This is a genomic window from Pseudomonas sp. Tul2A7 (assembly GCF_054790505.1).
Genome location: NZ_CP186499.1, coordinates 3,856,085 through 3,873,936 on the forward strand (window position 1 = coordinate 3,856,085; position 17,852 = coordinate 3,873,936).

Consider the following 17,852-nt stretch of genomic DNA (forward strand, 5'->3'; position numbering starts at 1 on the left):
CGGCTTCGTGAATTACACGAGTGGTTTAGGCTCGTGCTCTTTTTCCTCGGCCTCTTGGTGTTGCTCGACCGCGTCCTGAACGGAGCGTGGTGCTTCAGCAATCACCGCTTCGACAACCGCTTCTTCAGCGACCGGGGCAGGCGCTGCCTCGACCACTTCAGCAACAGGAGCAGCTGCGGCAGCCAGTTCGGCTTCCTTCTGCAGACGCTCTTCTTCACGCTTGCGACGACGCACTTCACGTGGGTCGTTCGGCGCGCGGCCGCTTGGTGTCAGGGCGCTGACCGGAGCCGGTGCTTCAACCACTGGAGCTGGCGCTTCGGCAACCACTGGCGCTTCGAACACTGGCGCTGGTTCAGCAACGACCACTGGCTCGGCAACTTTGGTCTCTTCAACCACAGGAGCTTCAACCGCAGGCGCTTCGAACACTGGCTTTTCAACAACCGGCGCTTCAACCACTGGCGCAGGTGTTTCAGCAACAGCCGGCTCGGCAACCCAGTTGAAGGCAGTCTGCTCTTCGCGAACTTCACGCACGGTTTCGGTCACGGTTTCAGCGACGGTTTCAACAGCCGGTTCGGCAACCACAACTGGTGCAGGCTCAACCTGAGGCAGGGTTTCCTGAACCGGAGCCACTTCGACTTCCGGAGCAGCAACCACTTCAACTGGCGTAGTCGCTTCAACAACCGGCGCTTCCACTGCAGCAGTTTCCTGCACGGCAGCGGTAGCGCGTTCAGCTTGCTCGTGGGCTTGAGCTTCGGCCGGAGCGCTGATCACGGTGCTGGCAACAGCGGCGGTGACAGCCAGGCCAGCAGCCAGATCGGCGGTGCTTGGCTCTTCAGCGTTTTCGCCGGCTTCGGATTCTTCCGAGCCTTCGATCACGTTGCCGTTGGCATCACGCTGACGCTCACGACGGTTGCTGCGACGACGCTGACCGCGCGAACGACGACGTGGGCGATCGCCTTCGGCGTTCTCCGAACCGTCTTCCGGCAGTTGCTCTTCGTTGCTGTTCACTTCTTCTTCAGCGACGGCAGCAGCGGCCTGTTCGGCGCGTGGCTGACGCTCTTCACGCGGCGGACGCGGTGCGCGCTCTTCACGTGGCTGACGGGCCGGACGCTCTTCAGCGGTAACGGCTGCGGTGTCTGCAGTCACTGGAGCGGCGTCCAGTGGCTCGCGCAGTTCACGTACACGCTCTTCACGCTCGCCACGTGGCTTGCGATCTTCACGCGGAGCACGCGGTGCACGTTCTTCACGCGGTGCACGTGGCGCGCGTTCTTCACGAGCGGCCGGTGCAGCTTCGGTACGGGCTTCACGAGGCTCGCGGACTTCACGGGCTTCACGTGGCGCGCGCTCTTCGCGCGGCTCACGCGGGGCGCGTTCTTCACGTGGCGCACGTTCTTCGCGTGGCTTGCGTTCTTCATCGCGGCGACCGTTACGGTTGCGGCTCTGCTGACGACCGTTGCGACGCTCTTCGTTACGGGCCGGACGTTCGCTGGCTGGTTTTTCAACCACAACCGGAGCGGCTGGCTCTTCTTTGGTGGCGAACAGGCTGACCAGCGATTTCACCAGGCCTTTGAACAGGCTTGGCTCTGGCGCGGCAACTGGAGCCGGTGCCGGAGCGGCAGGTGCGGCGACTTCGGTCGGAACCGGAGCGTTGGCACGGGCCGGAGCAGTCTTGACCGCGGCTTCCTGGCGAACCAGGGTGCGGGTCGCGGCGGCTGGCTGGACTTCTTCGACTTCGGCAGCCGCAGCGGCGATTTCGTAGCTGGACTGGTTGGTCGCGGCTTCCGGGCTGTCATCACGCAGACGCTGAACTTCGAAGTGCGGGGTTTCGAGGTGGTCGTTCGGCAGAATGATGATGCGGGCACGGGTGCGCAGTTCGATCTTGGTGATCGAGTTGCGTTTTTCGTTGAGCAGGAACGCGGCGACCGGGATCGGCACCTGAGCGCGCACTTCGGCAGTGCGGTCTTTCAGGGCTTCTTCTTCGATCAGGCGCAGGATCGCCAGCGACAGCGATTCAACGTCACGGATGATGCCGGTGCCGTTGCAACGCGGGCAGACGATGCCGCTGCTTTCGCCCAGGGATGGACGCAGGCGCTGACGGGACATTTCCAGCAGGCCGAAGCGCGAGATGCGGCCGATCTGCACGCGGGCGCGGTCGGCTTCCAGGCATTCGCGGACTTTCTCTTCCACGGCGCGCTGGTTCTTGGCAGGGGTCATGTCGATGAAGTCGATGACGATCAGGCCGCCGATGTCGCGCAGGCGCAACTGACGGGCGATTTCTTCGGCGGCTTCAAGGTTGGTTTGCAGAGCGGTTTCTTCGATGTCGCTGCCTTTCGTGGCGCGCGCCGAGTTGATGTCGATGGACACCAGAGCTTCGGTTGGATCGATGACAATGGAGCCGCCGGAAGGCAGTTCAACGACGCGCTGGAAAGCGGTCTCGATCTGGCTTTCGATCTGGAAACGGTTGAACAGCGGTACGCTGTCTTCGTACAGCTTGATCTTGCTGGCGTACTGCGGCATCACCTGGCGGATGAAGGTCAGGGCTTCGTCCTGGGCTTCAACGCTGTCGATCAGCACTTCGCCGATGTCCTGGCGCAGGTAATCGCGGATGGCGCGGATGATCACGTTGCTTTCCTGGTAGATCAGGAATGGCGCGGAGCGATCCAGCGAGGCTTCTTTAATAGCAGTCCACAGTTGCAGCAGGTAATCGAGGTCCCACTGCATTTCTTCGCTGCTACGGCCAAGGCCGGCAGTGCGCACGATCAGACCCATGTCGGCCGGTGCAACCAAACCGTTCAGCGCTTCACGCAGTTCGTTGCGCTCTTCGCCTTCGATGCGACGGGAGATACCGCCGGCACGCGGGTTGTTCGGCATCAGCACGAGGTAACGACCGGCCAGACTGATGAAGGTGGTCAGGGCGGCGCCCTTGTTGCCACGTTCTTCTTTTTCGACCTGAACGATGACTTCCTGGCCTTCGCTCAGGACGTCCTTGATGTTGACGCGGCCTTCAGGGGCTTTCTTGAAGTATTCGCGGGAGATTTCTTTGAGGGGCAGGAAGCCGTGGCGCTCGGAGCCGAAATCGACAAAGGCAGCCTCAAGGCTTGGTTCGATGCGAGTGATGCGGCCTTTATAGATGTTGGCCTTCTTCTGCTCGCGTGCACCGGATTCGATGTCCAGGTCGTAGAGGCGTTGGCCATCTACCAGTGCAACACGCAACTCTTCGGGTTGAGTTGCGTTAATCAGCATTCTTTTCATGTAGTACCGTCGGTTTCCGGGCTGCCGGAAACGGCGTTCGGCACACACGACTTCTCACGGTCGGTGTCAGGTGCGTCGGGAGTGGTTGGCCATTCCCGTGTCCAGCGATATGCGGCCAATTGGGCCGATACAGCGACGTACGCGTCCTGCTTGCTGTGGCTACTTAAGCACTCAGTCAGGAGGAGGAATCAACCGGCGGCTGTGGACGAGATGAAGCGTCTTGATAAAGCCTATTGCTACACAGTCCAGCGGTTGTGCATCTCCACCCTACACGTATCCCTGATAATTCGGGTGCTGCCGCGCGCAGAATCCGCAGCGGGTTGGCATTTACCGTGAGCTCCGAAAGGGGAGGTCACGCATCATGGCTAATTCAGGCGTTGTTTCCGAAACATTCGCTCGGGGTCATCTGCAGCTGACTGCACTTTGTGAACTGGCCTTGAATGTGTGCCTGCCAGGCGAGTTAAAACTCTGCTCGGCGGTGTAATTCAGGCCTCATGTCACCTGCGCTCGTTACAACTGAAAACTCCACCGTTACGTAGCGAAAGCCCCGTAGGACGGCCTCGCGTCCTGGTGAATTGCGTTGGTCAGGGCCGGTTTTTGACCGTGGTTCCTCTGTCCAGGCCGCTTTTGGCGGCGTTCGCGACTATAGCAGCAATGATTAAGTGCTTCAATTCCATAAAAATTGTTATCATCCGCGGCATGACAACTACTGCCCCTTCGACTCCAGGCATTCAATTGCTTGAAGTCTCGCCGGAGTATGCCGGCCAACGAATCGACAATTTTCTCCTCGCCCGGCTCAAAGGCGTGCCCAAGACCTTGATTTACCGCATTTTGCGTAAAGGCGAAGTGCGCGTGAACAAAGGTCGGATCAAGCCAGAATACAAGCTGCAGGCCGGTGATATCGTGCGCGTGCCGCCCGTTCGCGTGCCTGAGCGCGACGAGCCGGTGCCATTGGCCCAGGGTTTATTGCAGCGCCTGGAAGCCTCGATTGTCTTCGAAGACAAAGCCCTGATCGTGATCAACAAGCCCGCCGGCATTGCGGTTCACGGTGGCAGTGGCTTGAATTTCGGCGTGATCGAAGCCTTTCGTCAGTTGCGTCCCGATGCCAAGGAGCTGGAACTGGTGCACCGCCTCGACCGTGACACCTCCGGCCTGCTGATGATCGCCAAAAAGCGCAGCATGTTGCGCCACTTGCACGAGCAGCTGCGTGGCGACGGCGTCGACAAGCGCTACATGGCGCTGGTGCGCGGTAACTGGGCGACCTCGATCAAGAAAGTCAGCGCGCCATTGCTCAAGAGCAATCTGCGTTCCGGCGAGCGTATGGTCGAAGTCAATGACGAAGGCAAAGAAGCCCTGACGATGTTCAAGGTGCTGCGCCGCTTCGGTGACTTTGCCACCATGGTCGAGGCTAAACCGGTTACCGGACGTACCCACCAGATTCGCGTGCACACCTTGCATGCTGGCCATTGCATTGCTGGTGACAGCAAGTATGGCGACGAGGATTTCACCAAGGAAATCCGCGATCTGGGCGGCAAGCGCCTGTTCCTGCACGCTTACATGCTGACCGTGCCGCTGCCTGATGGCGGCAAGCTGACCTTGCAGGCGCCGGTCGATGAAATGTGGGCCAAGACCGTGGAGCGATTGAGTGCGCCCATCTGATTACAAACTGCTGATTTTCGATTGGGACGGCACCCTGGCCGATTCCATTCACCGGATCGTCGAGGCGATGCACTCGGCATCCGGGCGTTCCGGTTTCGAGTTACGTGATGATTTCGCCGTAAAAGGCATCATCGGTCTGGGCTTACCCGAGGCGATCCGTACGCTGTATCCCGAAATCAGCGACGCCGAAATGACCTTGTTTCGCGAGTATTACGCCGATCACTACATCGCCGCAGAAGCCGTGCCTTCGCCGTTGTTCGAAGGCGTAGTCGAGTCGATGGCGTCGTTTCGTGAGCAGGGTTATCACCTGGCCGTCGCCACCGGCAAGAATCGCCGGGGTCTGGATCGAGTGCTCAAGGCTAATGGCTGGGAAAATTATTTCGATATCACCCGCGCCGCCGATGAAACTGCGAGCAAGCCGCACCCTCTGATGCTGGAGCAGATCCTTGCTCATTGCGGCGTGCGCGCCGAGCAGGCGCTGATGGTCGGCGATTCGTCCTTCGACCTGCTGATGGCGCGTAACGCGGGGATGGATTCGGTGGCGGTCAGTTATGGCGCGCAATCGATCGAATCGCTGCAGCAGTTCGAGCCGCGCCTGTCGATCGACCGTTTTTCCGAATTGCATGCCTGGCTGGAGAAGCAGGCCTAATACGTTTTTGCTGGGGTGGATGGCATGACCGACGAATGGAAAGCACCGGCCAAGGCAAGTGCCGACGACGGTGACCAGAAAAGCTGGAAGCTATTGGAGAAAACGCTGCTCGCCGGCGTGCAGGAACAGCGTCGCTCGCGCCGTTGGGGGATTTTCTTCAAGCTGTTGACGTTTGTTTATCTGTTTGTGGCGCTGATTCTGTTCACGCCGCTGATGGACATGGAAAAAAGCGCCACGCGCGGACCGAACTACACCGCGTTGATCGACGTCACCGGCATGATCGCCGACAAAGAACCGGCCAGCGCCGACAACATCGTCGGCAGTCTGCGGGCGGCGTTCGAGGACAAGAAGGTCAAGGGTGTGATCCTGCGGATCAACAGCCCGGGCGGCAGTCCGGTGCAGTCGGGTTACGTGTATGACGAGATCAAGCGCCTGCGCGGCCTGCATCCGGAGATTAAGGTGTATGCGGTCATTTCCGATCTCGGTGCGTCCGGTGCCTATTACATCGCCAGCGCGGCGGATCAGATCTACGCCGACAAGGCGAGTCTGGTTGGTTCGATTGGTGTGACGGCGGCCGGTTACGGTTTTGTCGGCACCATGGAGAAGCTGGGTGTCGAGCGTCGTACGTACACCTCGGGTGAGCATAAATCGTTCCTTGATCCGTTCCAGCCGCAAAAGCCTGAAGAAACGGCGTTCTGGCAGAGCGTGCTCGATACCACGCACAAGCAGTTCATCAATAGCGTCAAGCAGGGGCGTGGTGATCGTCTGAAGGACAAGGATCATCCAGAGCTGTTCTCCGGATTGGTCTGGTCGGGCGAGCAAGCGCTGCCGCTGGGCTTGATTGATGGTCTGGGCAATGCCAGTTCGGTGGCGCGGGATGTGATCGGCGAGAAGGAGTTGGTGGACTTCACTGTGCAGGAGTCGCCGTTTGATCGTTTCTCGAAGAAGCTCGGTGCCAGTGTGGCTGAGCAGTTGGCGATGTGGATGGGGTTCCACGGGCCTTCGTTGCGTTAATTCGTTGTAAAGATCAAAAGATCGCAGCCTGCGGCAGCTCCTACGGGGTTTTACATTCCCCTGTAGGAGCTGCCGCAGGCTGCGATCTTTTGCTTTATGGGATCTGCACGCCTTCAGTCAGCAGCATGTCGATCAGGCGAATCAGGGGCAGGCCGATCAGACTGGTGGCGTCAGGGCCTTCGGTGGATTGAAACAGGCTCACACCCAGCCCTTCAGCCTTGAAGCTGCCTGCGCAGTCATATGGTTGCTCGATGCGCAGGTAACGCTCGATGCGCGCCTGATCGAGCTGGCGCATGTGTACGGTGAACGGCACGCAGTCAACCTGGCATTGGCCTGTCTGGCTGTTGAGCAGTGCCAGGCCAGTCAGAAAGGTTACGCTGGCGCCGCTCGCGGCCATCAATTGTTCGCGAGCCTTCTCGAAGGTGTGCGGCTTGCCGATGATCTGCTCGCCGAGTACGGCAACCTGGTCCGAGCCGATGATCAGGTGAGCGGGGTGGCTGTCAGCCAGTGCCCGGGCTTTTTGTTCGGCGAGGCGTTTGACCAGTTCGGTGGCTGACTCGCCCGGGCGATGACTTTCATCGATATCCGGCGAGCTGCAGACGAACGGCAGGTGCAGGCGGGCGAGCAATTCGCGGCGATAGGTCGAGCTTGAAGCGAGTAATAAAGGCAGCATTCGCGTCTCCTGAGGCAGATGCGAATTCTAGCGGAGGCACGCAAGTGACGGACAGGGCACAATTTCCTTTGACATGGGTGGGTGCATCCCTATAATGCTGCGCCTATGTTGAATGACCCGATTCCACCTCACGTTGACCCGCGCAAATTGGCTGACCGTGGCACCACCCTTCAAGGTGAACTGCTGCTGGCCGATTTGAAGAGACTCTGCGACCCGCTTTCCGACGATGTCGGTACGGTGCAGGCGAAATTCGTTTTTGAACGAGATGAACGTAAATCTGTGGTGATCCACAGCTTTATCGACACCGAGGTCAAAATGGTTTGCCAGCGTTGTCTTGAGCTGGTCACCCTGCCGATCCACAGCGAATGCAGTTACGCTGTAGTGAAGGAGGGTGCGAATACCCAGTCGTTACCGAAAGGTTATGACGTGCTGGAACTGGGCGAAGATCCATTGGATCTGCAGTCACTGGTCGAAGAGGAGCTTTTGCTCGCTTTGCCTATTGTGCCTGCTCATCATCCGGAAGAATGCCAGCAGCCGGCGGGAGCAGATGAGCCCGAACCGAGCGAGGACGAGGTAACGCGGTCCAACCCGTTCAGTGTATTGGCGCAGTTAAAGCGTGACCCAAACGTTTAGGAGTTAATCAATTATGGCTGTTCAGCAGAACAAAAAATCCCGCTCTGCCCGTGACATGCGCCGTTCGCACGACGCTCTCGAGGCTAGCACCCTGTCTGTAGAAAAAACCACTGGTGAAGTTCACCTGCGTCACCACGTATCGCCAGAAGGCGTATACCGTGGCCGTAAAGTGATCGACAAGGGCGCTGACGAGTAATCACTTGTCCGCTCAAGTCATCGCGATTGACGCAATGGGCGGGGACTTCGGTCCCCGCAGCATTGTTCAGGCCAGCCTTGCTTGCCTGTCTGCTACGCCCTCGCTGCACCTGACCCTCGTCGGTCAACCCTCCCTTCTTGAAGAATTGATCAACGGCCAATCGGCTGCCGATCGCGCGCGCCTGACAATTGTTGCGGCCAGCGAAGTCATCACCATGGACGAAAAACCGACCCAGGCCTTGCGTGGCAAGCCGGACTCGTCGATGCGTGTCGCCCTGGAACTGGTGCGTGACGGCAAGGCTCAAGCCTGTGTCAGTGCCGGCAATACCGGTGCGTTGATGGCGCTCTCGCGATTCGTGCTGAAGACGTTGCCGGGCATCGATCGCCCGGCAATGGTGGCGGCGATTCCTACGCAGAAGGGCTTTTGTCAGTTGCTCGATCTGGGCGCCAATGTCGATTGCAGTGCCGAGCATCTGCTGCAGTTTGCGGTGATGGGTTCGGTGGCGGCGCAGACGCTGGGCATCCATCGTCCGCGCGTCGCACTGCTCAACATCGGCACCGAAGACATCAAAGGCAATCAGCAGGTCAAACTGGCCGCAACGTTGTTGCAGGCTGCCCGTGGCATCAACTACATCGGCTTTATCGAAGGCGACGGTTTGTATCGCGGCGAGGCCGATGTCGTGGTGTGTGATGGTTTCGTCGGCAATATCCTGCTCAAGTCCAGCGAAGGCCTGGCGACGATGATTGCTGCGCGCATTGAAGCGTTGTTCAAAAGAAATCTCGCCTCCCGTGCCGTGGGGGCTTTGGCGTTGCCGCTGATGAAGCGCTTGCAGGCCGATCTGGCGCCGGCGCGACATAACGGCGCAAGCTTTCTCGGTTTGCAGGGCATCGTCGTGAAAAGTCACGGTTCGGCGGGGGTTCAGGGCTTTCAGAGTGCGATTCAGCGCGCGCTGATCGAGATTCAGGAGAACTTGCCCGAACGCCTCCACGGTCGTCTGGAGGATTTGTTGTCTTAGGCGTTTTCGTCGGACAATGCTTAAATGTGACCGCCCGGTTCAAAGGGCCATCCAAACTGTCAGTTTCTTGCGTCCCTCAGTGGGGCGTCATTTTCCGACGACAAGATCATTAGGGGCTTGTTACATGTCTGCTTCCCTCGCATTCGTCTTTCCAGGACAAGGTTCGCAGTCCCTCGGCATGCTGGCCGAGCTGGGCGCGGAATATCCGTTGATCCTCGAAACTTTCAAAGAAGCCTCTGAGGCTCTGGGTTATGACCTGTGGGCACTGACCCAGCAGGGCCCGGAAGAGCAGCTCAATCAAACCGATAAAACCCAACCGGCCATTCTGACCGCTTCGGTCGCCCTGTGGCGTCTGTGGCTGGCTGAAGGTGGCGCGCGTCCGGCCTTTGTTGCCGGTCACAGCCTGGGCGAGTACAGCGCGCTGGTTGCTGCTGGCAGCCTGACGCTGGCTGACGCGGTCAAGCTCGTTGAGCGCCGTGGTCAACTGATGCAGGAAGCGGTTCCGGCCGGGCAGGGCGGCATGGCTGCCATTCTCGGTCTCGAGGATGCCGACGTGCTGGCAGCCTGCGCTGAAGCTGCGCAAGGTGAGGTGGTCAGCGCTGTCAACTTCAACTCGCCGGGCCAAGTAGTTATTGCCGGTGCCAAGGCTGCTGTCGAGCGCGCCATCGAAGGTTGCAAGGCGCGTGGTGCCAAGCGCGCCATGCCGCTGCCGGTGAGCGTGCCGTCGCACTGCGAGCTGATGCGCCCGGCGGCCGAGCGTTTTGCCGAATCCATCGCCGCCATTGACTGGCAGGCGCCGCAGATTCCGGTTGTTCAGAACGTCAGCGCGCAAGTGCCGGCTGATCTGGAAACCCTCAAGCGTGATCTGCTTGAACAATTGTACAAGCCAGTGCGCTGGGTCGAGTCGGTACAGACGCTGGCCGCCAAAGGCGCGACCAATCTGGTCGAATGCGGCCCGGGCAAAGTACTGGCCGGTCTGAACAAGCGTTGCGCCGAAGGCGTGACGACTTCCAACCTCAATACCCCAGATGCTTTCGCTGCCGCTCGTGCAGCGCAAGCCTGAAAATCAGGAGAAACTTGCATGAGTCTGCAAGGTAAAGTTGCACTGGTCACCGGTGCAAGCCGCGGTATCGGCCAGGCTATCGCGCTGGAACTGGGTCGTCAGGGCGCCATCGTCATTGGTACCGCGACTTCCGCTTCAGGCGCTGAGCGCATTGCCGCGACCCTGAAGGAAAACGGTATTCAGGGCACGGGTTTCGAACTCAACGTCACCAGCGACGAATCGGTCAGCGCGGTGCTGGCAAGCATTCAGGAGCAGTTTGGTGCGCCAGTGGCGATCCTGGTCAATAATGCCGGCATCACCCGCGATAACCTGATGATGCGCATGAAAGACGACGAGTGGTACGACGTGATCGATACCAACCTGAACAGTCTGTTCCGCCTGTCCAAGGGCGTTCTGCGCGGCATGACCAAGGCGCGTTGGGGTCGAATTATCAGTATTGGCTCGGTGGTGGGTGCCATGGGCAACGCTGGCCAAGTAAACTATGCAGCCGCCAAGGCCGGTCTGGAAGGTTTCAGCCGTGCAATGGCGCGTGAAGTCGGTTCGCGTTCGATTACGGTGAACTCGGTAACCCCAGGGTTTATCGACACCGACATGACGCGCGAACTGCCTGAAGCACAGCGTGAAGCCTTGCAGACGCAGATTCCGCTGGGTCGTCTGGGACAAGCTCAAGAGATCGCGTCTGTGGTCGCTTTTCTTGCATCCGACGGTGCGGCATACGTCACTGGGGCTACAATCCCGGTGAACGGTGGGATGTACATGTAAGTAAAATGTGACGGATTGCTTCAAAAAAATGTCATACGAGCTGTCTAAAATCCGTTATAAAGCTGCAATCTATTTATAGGCAGAGGGTCGCAGGGTTTGAGGAGTGAAGCTTTCAGTTGAAAAACTGAAAAGTCTTTCTATACACTTACCCACTGGCCAGCTGCCTGAATTTGTCCATTAGGAGTGAAAACAAGGTATGAGCACCATCGAAGAGCGCGTCAAGAAAATCGTTGCCGAGCAACTGGGTGTTAAAGAAGAAGAAGTGGTCAACACCGCTTCCTTCGTAGAAGACCTGGGTGCCGACTCCCTTGACACCGTTGAGCTGGTGATGGCTCTGGAAGAGGAATTCGAGACCGAAATCCCTGACGAAGAAGCTGAGAAGATCACTACTGTACAAGCTGCAATCGACTACGTTACTAGCCACCAGGCGTAATAGTTTGTAATCGTTGTTTGCTGTCATGGAAAAACCGCACTGCCATCATGGCGTGCGGTTTTTTCTTTAGGCCTGATGCAAAGTCGTCGTCATTTGAAAAAGGAGAGTGCTGTGTCGCGTAGACGCGTCGTAGTCACCGGTATGGGTATGTTGTCGCCACTGGGCACGGATGTGCCGAGCAGTTGGCAGGGCATTCTGGCTGGCCGCAGTGGCATTGGTCTGATCGAACACACCGACCTTTCTGCCTATTCCACCCGCTTTGGCGGCTCGGTAAAGGGCTTCAATGTCGAGGAATACCTGTCGGTCAAGGAAGCGCGCAAGCTCGACCTGTTCATTCAGTACGGCCTCGCTGCCGGCTTTCAAGCTGTGCGCAATGCCGGTCTGGAAGTCACCGACGCCAACCGTGAACGCATTGGCGTGGCCATGGGTTCGGGTATCGGCGGTCTGACCAATATCGAAGAAACCAGCCGTACCCTGCATGAGACGGGCCCGCGTCGAATCTCGCCATTCTTCGTGCCAGGCTCGATCATCAATATGATTTCCGGTTTTCTGTCCATCCATCTGGGTGCACAGGGGCCTAACTACGCTATCGCCACCGCATGTACCACCGGTACGCACTGCATTGGCATGGCGGCGCGCAACATCATGTACGACGAAGCCGACGTGATGATTGCCGGCGGTGCCGAAATGGCCGCCTGCGGTCTGGGCATGGGCGGCTTCGGCGCGTCCCGTGCGCTGTCGACGCGCAATGACGAACCGACCCGCGCCAGCCGTCCATGGGACAAGGGCCGTGACGGCTTCGTCCTGTCCGACGGTGCTGGTGCACTGGTTCTCGAAGAGCTGGAGCACGCCAAGGCGCGCGGCGCGACTATCTACGCCGAGCTGATTGGCTTCGGCACCAGCGGCGATGCGTTCCACATGACCTCGCCACCTGCCGACGGCGCCGGTGCAGCACGCTGCATCACCAACGCGCTGCGCGATGCGAAGATCAACGCCGATCAAGTGCAATACATCAACGCTCACGGTACTTCGACTTCGGCCGGCGACCTCGCCGAAGCCAACGCGATCAAAACCGTGTTCGGTGATCACGCCTACAAACTGGCGGTCAGCTCAACCAAGTCGATGACCGGTCACCTGCTAGGTGCGGCGGGCGCGGTTGAAGCTATCTTCAGCGTGCTGGCGATCAACAGCCAGGTAGCGCCGCCGACCATCAACCTCGATGAGCCGGACGAGGGCTGCGATCTCGATTTTGTCGCGCACACTGCGCGCAACATGGATATCGATGTCGTGCTGTCCAACTCCTTCGGTTTTGGCGGCACCAACGGCACCCTGGCATTCCGCCGGTTTGCAGGCTGATGGACTGCTGGGTCGACGGTCAACCGGCTGACAGTCTGTCGCTGAAAGATCGCGGCCTGGCTTACGGTGATGGTCTGTTCGAGACGATCGCCGTGCGTAGCGGCCAGCCGATCCTGCTGGATCGGCACTTGGCGCGTCTGGCCGATGGCTGTGCGCGTCTGGCCATCGCGGCCGATATCGAGCTGGTCCGCGATGAGTTGCTGAGCTATGCGGCAGCGATGGGCGAGGGCGTGCTCAAGCTCATCCTCACCCGTGGCGACGGTTTGCGCGGTTATGCTCCCGATCCGGCGGCACCGGGCCGACGTATTCTGCAAGGCAATCCTGCGGCGGCTTATCCTGCTGTTCATGCTGAACAAGGCGTTCGCCTGTTTCCATGCAACACGCGACTGTCCAAACAGCCGCTTCTCGCTGGACTCAAACATCTCAATCGATTGGAGCAGGTTCTCGCCCGTGCCGAATGGCAGGACAGCGAGCACGCCGAAGGCTTGATGCTCGATCAGGTCGGCCGCGTCATTGAAGGGGTGTTCAGCAATCTGTTCATCGTGCGCGATGGTGCGCTGATAACGCCGGACCTCAAACGTTGCGGCGTTGCCGGTGTGATGCGCGCCGAAATATTGTTTCAGGCCGAGTCACTGGCTATTCCCACGCAGATCGCCGACATCAGCCTCGAACAGCTGCAATGGGCTGATGAAGTGTTTGTCTGCAACAGCGTGTATGGCGTCTGGCCGGTACGCGCCTGTGCTGCACTGAGCTGGCCGGTTGGTCCGCTCACCCGTAAACTGCAAACCATTGCCCGCGCCCTACTGGATGCCTGATTTGTGAGACGTAAACTTTTGCTGCTGCTGGAAACCGGACTGGTTCTGGCAGGGCTGCTGATGGGCGCCAGCGCCTGGAAGATTCATTCCGCGCTGGAACAGCCCCTGAACATCACGCAGGAAGAGCTGCTGGATGTGCCGAAAGGCTCAACACCGACCCGTACTTTCCTTTCACTCGAAACCGATGGTGTCATCAAGGACGCGTTCTGGTTGCGGGTTTACTGGCGTTTCAATCTCGCCGGCACACCGATCCACAGCGGTGAATACCGCATGCAGCCGGGAATGACCGTCAATGGTCTGATTGATTCGTGGAAGCGTGGCGAAGTGGTGCAGTACAGCCTGACGCTGGTCGAGGGCTGGAATTTCCATCAGGTGCGTGCGGCGTTGGCCAAGGATGACAAGGTCGAGCAGACCCTGAACGGTTTGAGCGACAGCGACGTGATGGCGAAAATTGGCCATAAAGGACTGTTTCCAGAAGGGCGGTTTTTCCCCGATACCTACCGCTTCGTGCGCGGCATGTCCGATGCCGAACTGCTGAAAAAGGCCTTTGATCGTCTCGACGAAGTATTGGCCAAAGAGTGGCAGAGTCGCGCTGCCGATGTGCCTTATACCGAACCGTATCAAGCGCTGATCATGGCTTCGCTGGTCGAGAAGGAAACCGGTGTGCCGCAAGAGCGCGGGCAGATTGCCGGTGTCTTCGTGCGCCGCATGGCCTTGGGCATGCAACTACAGACCGATCCGACGGTGATTTACGGTTTGGGTGATCGTTACAACGGCAAACTGACTCGCGCGCATTTGAAAGAACCGACGCCGTACAACACTTATGTGATTCCCGGGCTGCCACCGACACCGATTGCGATGGTCGGGCGTGAAGCGATTCATGCGGCGTTGAACCCGGTGGAAGGCACCAGCCTGTACTTCGTCGCGCGTGGCGATGGTAGCCATGTCTTCTCTGATGATCTCGATGCGCATAACAATGCAGTGCGTGAGTACCAGCTCAAGCGCCGTGCGGATTACCGTTCCAGCCCTGCGCCGGCGGTAGCGCCTGAAGCGGCTCCGGCTGCGGAACAAGCGATTCCAGGCGCATCACCGGATACTGTGCCGGAAGCGTTGCCGCAGGTTGCACCGCAGGAGCCGGCACCGAACCCGGCACCGGAAGCCGCCGCCCCACAAAACACGCAATGACTTTGATTAAGGACTGCCTGTGACTGGCTTGTTTATTACCCTGGAAGGCCCGGAAGGCGCCGGTAAAAGCACCAACCGCGAATACCTCGCCGAGCGCCTGCGCGCCGCCGGTATTGAAGTGGTGCTGACCCGCGAGCCGGGTGGTACGCCATTGGCCGAACGGATTCGCGATGTGCTGCTGGCGCCCGCCGACGAGGTCATGAACCCGGACGCCGAGCTGTTACTGGTATTCGCCGCGCGTGCTCAGCATTTGGCTGAAGTGATCCGTCCGGCGCTGGCCCGTGGCGCGGTGGTGCTGTGTGATCGATTCACCGATTCCACTTACGCCTATCAGGGTGGCGGGCGCGGTCTGTCGCTGGAGCGTATTGCCACCCTGGAAACGTTCGTGCAGGGCGATCTGCGCCCGGATCTGACGTTGATTTTCGATCTGCCAGTGGAAATCGGTCTCGCCCGCGCCAGTGCCCGTGGGCGTCTGGATCGTTTCGAACTGGAGGGGCGAGCGTTTTTCGAGGCGGTGCGCAGCGCGTTCCTCAAGCGCGCCGAAGCCGATCCCGCGCGCTATGTGCGCATCGATGCCGGTCAGCCACTGGCCAAGGTTCAACAATCGCTGGATACCTTGATTCCGAACCTGCTGGAGCTGGCTCGTGGCTGAGGCCTATCCATGGCAAGACAGCCTCTGGCAGCAACTGGCCGGGCGTAAGCAACACGCTCACGCCTATCTGCTGCATGGCCCGGCCGGGATCGGCAAGCGCGCACTGGCCGAGCGTTTAATGGCCAGTCTGTTGTGCCAGCGGCCGACGCCGGAAGCTTGTGGCGAGTGCAAATCCTGCCTGCTGCTCAAGGCTGGCAGCCACCCCGATAATTACATTCTCGAACCGGAAGAAGCCGACAAGGCAATCAAGGTCGATCAGGTGCGCGACCTCGTCAGTTTCGTGGTGCAGACCGCGCAGATGGGCGGACGCAAAGTGGTGCTGATCGAGCCGGTCGAGTCGATGAATATCAACGCTGCCAACGCCTTGCTCAAGAGTCTTGAAGAACCCTCCGGCGATACGATTTTGCTGTTGGTCAGCCATCAGACCAGTCGTTTGTTGCCGACGATCAAGAGCCGTTGCGTGCAGCAGGCCTGTCCGCTGCCGGGCGAGGCAATGAGCCTGCAATGGCTGGCGCAAGCGTTGCCCGATTGCTCCGAAGACGAACGTGTCGAATTGCTGACGCTGGCGGCTGGCTCGCCGTTGATGGCCGTCAGTCTGCAATCCCAAGGCGTGCGTGAGCAACGTGCGCAAGTGGTCGAAGGCGTGAAGAAGCTGCTCAAGCAGCAGCAATCGCCGACGCAACTGGCGGAGGAATGGAAAAGCATTCCCATGCTGCGGCTGTTTGACTGGTTCTGCGATTGGTCGAGCCTGATCCTGCGTTATCAGCTGACTCAGGATGAAGCCGGCCTCGGCCTGACCGATATGCGTAAAGTCGTGCAGTACCTGGCGCAGAAAAGTGCGCAAGGCAAAGTCCTCGAGATTCAGGACTGGATTCTCGCCCAGCGGCAGAAGGTCATGAGCAAGGCCAACCTCAATCCGGCCCTGCTGCTGGAAGCATTGTTGGTTCAATGGGCGGGATTGCCTGGTCAAAGATAACAATGTGTACCTAGACTCTGAACATCAGCAGTGGAGGTCAACATGAATGAACCTGTCAGCCCGGGGCCGCGTAACGGCATTTTGTCCCTGACCATCAAGGACAAGTCGGTGCTCTACGCCGCCTACATGCCGTTCATCAAGAACGGTGGCTTGTTCATCCCGACCAACAAGAGTTACAGGTTAGGCGATGAGGTGTTCATGCTGCTCAACCTGATGGACGAGGCCGAAAAGATCCCGGTGGCCGGCAAAGTCGCGTGGATCACCCCCAAAGGGGCGCAAGGCAATCGCGCTGCCGGTGTCGGCGTCCAGTTCAACGAGGGCGACAACACCGCGCGCAGTCGCATCGAAACCCATCTGGCCGGAGCGCTTAAATCCGACCGTCCCACTCATACGATGTAAGTAGCCGTCTTTTTATGCTCGTAGATTCCCATTGTCACCTTGATCGCCTCGACCTCGCCGCCCACGACGGCTCGCTGGATGCTGCACTCGATGCGGCCCGTGAGCGCGGGGTAGGGCACTTTCTGTGCATCGGCGTGAGTGCTGACAACGCTGCCGACGTCAAAGCGCTGGCTGAACGTTATGACGATGTCGACTGTTCGGTCGGCGTGCATCCGCTCGATGTGCAACCCGGTGCGGCGCCTGCGCTGGACTGGCTGTTGCACGAACTCAACCATCCGAAAGTGGTGGCGATCGGTGAAACCGGTCTCGACTATCACTACGAGCCTGAAGCTGCCGAATTGCAGCAGGAATCGTTCCGCTTGCACCTGCAGGCGGCGCAGCAGACTGGCAAACCGGTGATCATCCACACCCGTGGCGCCCGTGCCGATACCCTTGAGCTGCTGCGCGACGCTGCCTTGCCGCAGGCCGGTGTGCTGCATTGTTTCACCGAAGACTGGGACATGGCCAAAGCTGCACTGGACATGGGTTATTACATTTCCCTGTCGGGCATCGTCACCTTTCGTAATGCCGATGCTCTGCGTGATGTGGCGAGCAAAGTCCCGGCGGATCGTCTGCTGGTGGAAACCGATTCACCGTATCTGGCACCGATCCCTTATCGCGGCAAGCCCAACCTGCCGCAGTACGTGCGCGAAGTGGCGGAATTCCTGGCGATGCTGCGCGGTGAGAACTACGAGCGTTTTGCCGAACAGACCACCGAGAACTTCAAGCGTCTGTTCCCGCTGGCCTCCGTTAAATCTGCCGTGTAGGAGCTGCCGAAGGCTGCGATCTTTTGATCTTGATTTTGACAGGCAAAGGCAAAAGATCGCAGCCTGCGGCAGCTCCTACAGTAGTGATGTGCAGGTAGCTGGGCCAAGCGTTAAATCGCAGGCAAAAAAAACCCGGGTTCTGGGGGGTGAATCCGGGTTAAGACCATTAGGAGTAAAACAAAGGCACGCGGTCCCTTGGTACCTTTACCGGCGCGACACTTGGGGGAGATGTCGCCCGACAGTTCAAGTATTGATCAGTCTGGCGTGCAGTCCAGTTAGCCGGTCGGGGTTTTTAAACAAATTTGGAATACGTT

The 17,852-nt window shown here is 59.2% G+C and carries 18 protein-coding genes; 16 read left to right on the forward strand and 2 right to left on the reverse strand.

Annotation, left to right across the window (positions count from 1 at the left end; translation table 11 throughout):
• Positions 1-12 precede the first annotated feature (12 nt).
• Positions 13-3,252, reverse strand: coding sequence for a ribonuclease E (gene rne, locus ACOYXJ_RS17380; protein WP_460370674.1), 3,240 nt, complete (start codon positions 3,250-3,252; stop codon positions 13-15).
• 699 nt (positions 3,253-3,951) lie between these two features.
• Here rne and rluC point away from each other — a divergent pair.
• The 3 genes from rluC to sppA are packed head-to-tail and all read left to right on the forward strand — an operon-like array spanning position 3,952 to position 6,574.
• Positions 3,952-4,911: a 23S rRNA pseudouridine(955/2504/2580) synthase RluC gene (rluC, locus tag ACOYXJ_RS17385; protein WP_460370676.1), complete on the forward strand. Its 960-nt coding sequence runs from the start codon at positions 3,952-3,954 to the stop codon at positions 4,909-4,911.
• Positions 4,898-5,560 (forward strand): HAD-IA family hydrolase, encoded by a 663-nt coding sequence (locus ACOYXJ_RS17390; protein WP_460370679.1) that lies wholly within the window; start codon positions 4,898-4,900, stop codon positions 5,558-5,560. Before rluC ends, ACOYXJ_RS17390 begins: the two co-directional genes overlap by 14 nt.
• 24 nt (positions 5,561-5,584) lie before the next feature.
• A complete protein-coding gene (sppA, locus tag ACOYXJ_RS17395) occupies positions 5,585-6,574 on the forward strand; it encodes a signal peptide peptidase SppA (protein ID WP_034155357.1) in 990 nt (329 codons plus the stop codon).
• A 94-nt stretch (positions 6,575-6,668) separates the two neighbouring features.
• Here the strand turns inward: sppA and ACOYXJ_RS17400 are convergent, their stop codons facing one another.
• The gene (locus tag ACOYXJ_RS17400; protein WP_150793136.1) at positions 6,669-7,247 is read right to left on the reverse strand and encodes a Maf family protein; all 579 of its coding nucleotides are present in this window, start codon (positions 7,245-7,247) and stop codon (positions 6,669-6,671) included.
• A 105-nt stretch (positions 7,248-7,352) separates the two neighbouring features.
• Between ACOYXJ_RS17400 and ACOYXJ_RS17405 the strand changes: the two genes are divergently transcribed.
• From ACOYXJ_RS17405 to ACOYXJ_RS17465, 13 genes are all read left to right on the forward strand, one after another.
• Positions 7,353-7,880 (forward strand): YceD family protein, encoded by a 528-nt coding sequence (locus tag ACOYXJ_RS17405; protein ID WP_038364482.1) that lies wholly within the window; start codon positions 7,353-7,355, stop codon positions 7,878-7,880.
• 13 nt (positions 7,881-7,893) lie between these two features.
• Positions 7,894-8,076: a 50S ribosomal protein L32 gene (gene rpmF / locus ACOYXJ_RS17410; RefSeq protein ID WP_003179396.1), complete on the forward strand. Its 183-nt coding sequence runs from the start codon at positions 7,894-7,896 to the stop codon at positions 8,074-8,076.
• Between the two features lie 4 nt (positions 8,077-8,080).
• The gene (gene plsX, locus ACOYXJ_RS17415) at positions 8,081-9,091 is read left to right on the forward strand and encodes a phosphate acyltransferase PlsX (protein ID WP_460370682.1); all 1,011 of its coding nucleotides are present in this window, start codon (positions 8,081-8,083) and stop codon (positions 9,089-9,091) included.
• A 124-nt stretch (positions 9,092-9,215) separates the two neighbouring features.
• Positions 9,216-10,154 (forward strand): ACP S-malonyltransferase, encoded by a 939-nt coding sequence (gene fabD / locus ACOYXJ_RS17420; protein ID WP_150793134.1) that lies wholly within the window; start codon positions 9,216-9,218, stop codon positions 10,152-10,154.
• An 18-nt stretch (positions 10,155-10,172) separates the two neighbouring features.
• On the forward strand, positions 10,173-10,916 hold the full coding sequence (gene fabG, locus ACOYXJ_RS17425; RefSeq protein ID WP_095120581.1) for a 3-oxoacyl-ACP reductase FabG: 744 nt from the start codon (positions 10,173-10,175) through the stop codon (positions 10,914-10,916).
• A gap of 196 nt (positions 10,917-11,112) precedes the next feature.
• A complete protein-coding gene (acpP, locus tag ACOYXJ_RS17430) occupies positions 11,113-11,349 on the forward strand; it encodes an acyl carrier protein (RefSeq protein ID WP_003175607.1) in 237 nt (78 codons plus the stop codon).
• Between the two features lie 111 nt (positions 11,350-11,460).
• Entirely contained in the window at positions 11,461-12,705 is a 1,245-nt protein-coding gene (fabF, locus tag ACOYXJ_RS17435) for a beta-ketoacyl-ACP synthase II (RefSeq protein WP_034155353.1), read from the forward strand.
• A complete protein-coding gene (gene pabC, locus ACOYXJ_RS17440) occupies positions 12,705-13,520 on the forward strand; it encodes an aminodeoxychorismate lyase (RefSeq protein WP_460370685.1) in 816 nt (271 codons plus the stop codon). Before fabF ends, pabC begins: the two co-directional genes overlap by 1 nt.
• A gap of 3 nt (positions 13,521-13,523) precedes the next feature.
• Positions 13,524-14,705, forward strand: a complete 1,182-nt coding sequence (mltG, locus tag ACOYXJ_RS17445; protein WP_460370688.1) for an endolytic transglycosylase MltG — start codon at positions 13,524-13,526, stop codon at positions 14,703-14,705.
• Between the two features lie 19 nt (positions 14,706-14,724).
• Positions 14,725-15,357 carry a dTMP kinase gene (tmk, locus tag ACOYXJ_RS17450; protein WP_102900024.1) on the forward strand — a complete coding sequence of 211 codons (633 nt, stop codon included), beginning with the start codon at positions 14,725-14,727 and terminating at the stop codon, positions 15,355-15,357.
• Positions 15,350-16,333 carry a DNA polymerase III subunit delta' gene (locus tag ACOYXJ_RS17455; protein ID WP_095120576.1) on the forward strand — a complete coding sequence of 328 codons (984 nt, stop codon included), beginning with the start codon at positions 15,350-15,352 and terminating at the stop codon, positions 16,331-16,333. Before tmk ends, ACOYXJ_RS17455 begins: the two co-directional genes overlap by 8 nt.
• 42 nt (positions 16,334-16,375) lie before the next feature.
• The gene (locus tag ACOYXJ_RS17460; protein ID WP_122597218.1) at positions 16,376-16,732 is read left to right on the forward strand and encodes a PilZ domain-containing protein; all 357 of its coding nucleotides are present in this window, start codon (positions 16,376-16,378) and stop codon (positions 16,730-16,732) included.
• Positions 16,733-16,746: 14 nt separating this feature from the next.
• Entirely contained in the window at positions 16,747-17,538 is a 792-nt protein-coding gene (locus ACOYXJ_RS17465; protein ID WP_186613770.1) for a TatD family hydrolase, read from the forward strand.
• The last annotated feature ends 314 nt before the right edge of the window (positions 17,539-17,852 follow it).

Coding starts and splice junctions, on each gene's coding strand:
- rne (WP_460370674.1), bottom strand. CDS start 3,252: ATGAAAAGAATGCTGATTAACGCAACTCAACCCGAAGAGTTGCGTGTT.
- rluC (WP_460370676.1), top strand. CDS start 3,952: ATGACAACTACTGCCCCTTCGACTCCAGGCATTCAATTGCTTGAAGTC.
- sppA (WP_034155357.1), top strand. CDS start 5,585: ATGACCGACGAATGGAAAGCACCGGCCAAGGCAAGTGCCGACGACGGT.
- ACOYXJ_RS17400 (WP_150793136.1), bottom strand. CDS start 7,247: ATGCTGCCTTTATTACTCGCTTCAAGCTCGACCTATCGCCGCGAATTG.
- ACOYXJ_RS17405 (WP_038364482.1), top strand. CDS start 7,353: ATGTTGAATGACCCGATTCCACCTCACGTTGACCCGCGCAAATTGGCT.
- rpmF (WP_003179396.1), top strand. CDS start 7,894: ATGGCTGTTCAGCAGAACAAAAAATCCCGCTCTGCCCGTGACATGCGC.
- fabD (WP_150793134.1), top strand. CDS start 9,216: ATGTCTGCTTCCCTCGCATTCGTCTTTCCAGGACAAGGTTCGCAGTCC.
- fabG (WP_095120581.1), top strand. CDS start 10,173: ATGAGTCTGCAAGGTAAAGTTGCACTGGTCACCGGTGCAAGCCGCGGT.
- acpP (WP_003175607.1), top strand. CDS start 11,113: ATGAGCACCATCGAAGAGCGCGTCAAGAAAATCGTTGCCGAGCAACTG.
- pabC (WP_460370685.1), top strand. CDS start 12,705: ATGGACTGCTGGGTCGACGGTCAACCGGCTGACAGTCTGTCGCTGAAA.
- ACOYXJ_RS17460 (WP_122597218.1), top strand. CDS start 16,376: ATGAATGAACCTGTCAGCCCGGGGCCGCGTAACGGCATTTTGTCCCTG.
- ACOYXJ_RS17465 (WP_186613770.1), top strand. CDS start 16,747: ATGCTCGTAGATTCCCATTGTCACCTTGATCGCCTCGACCTCGCCGCC.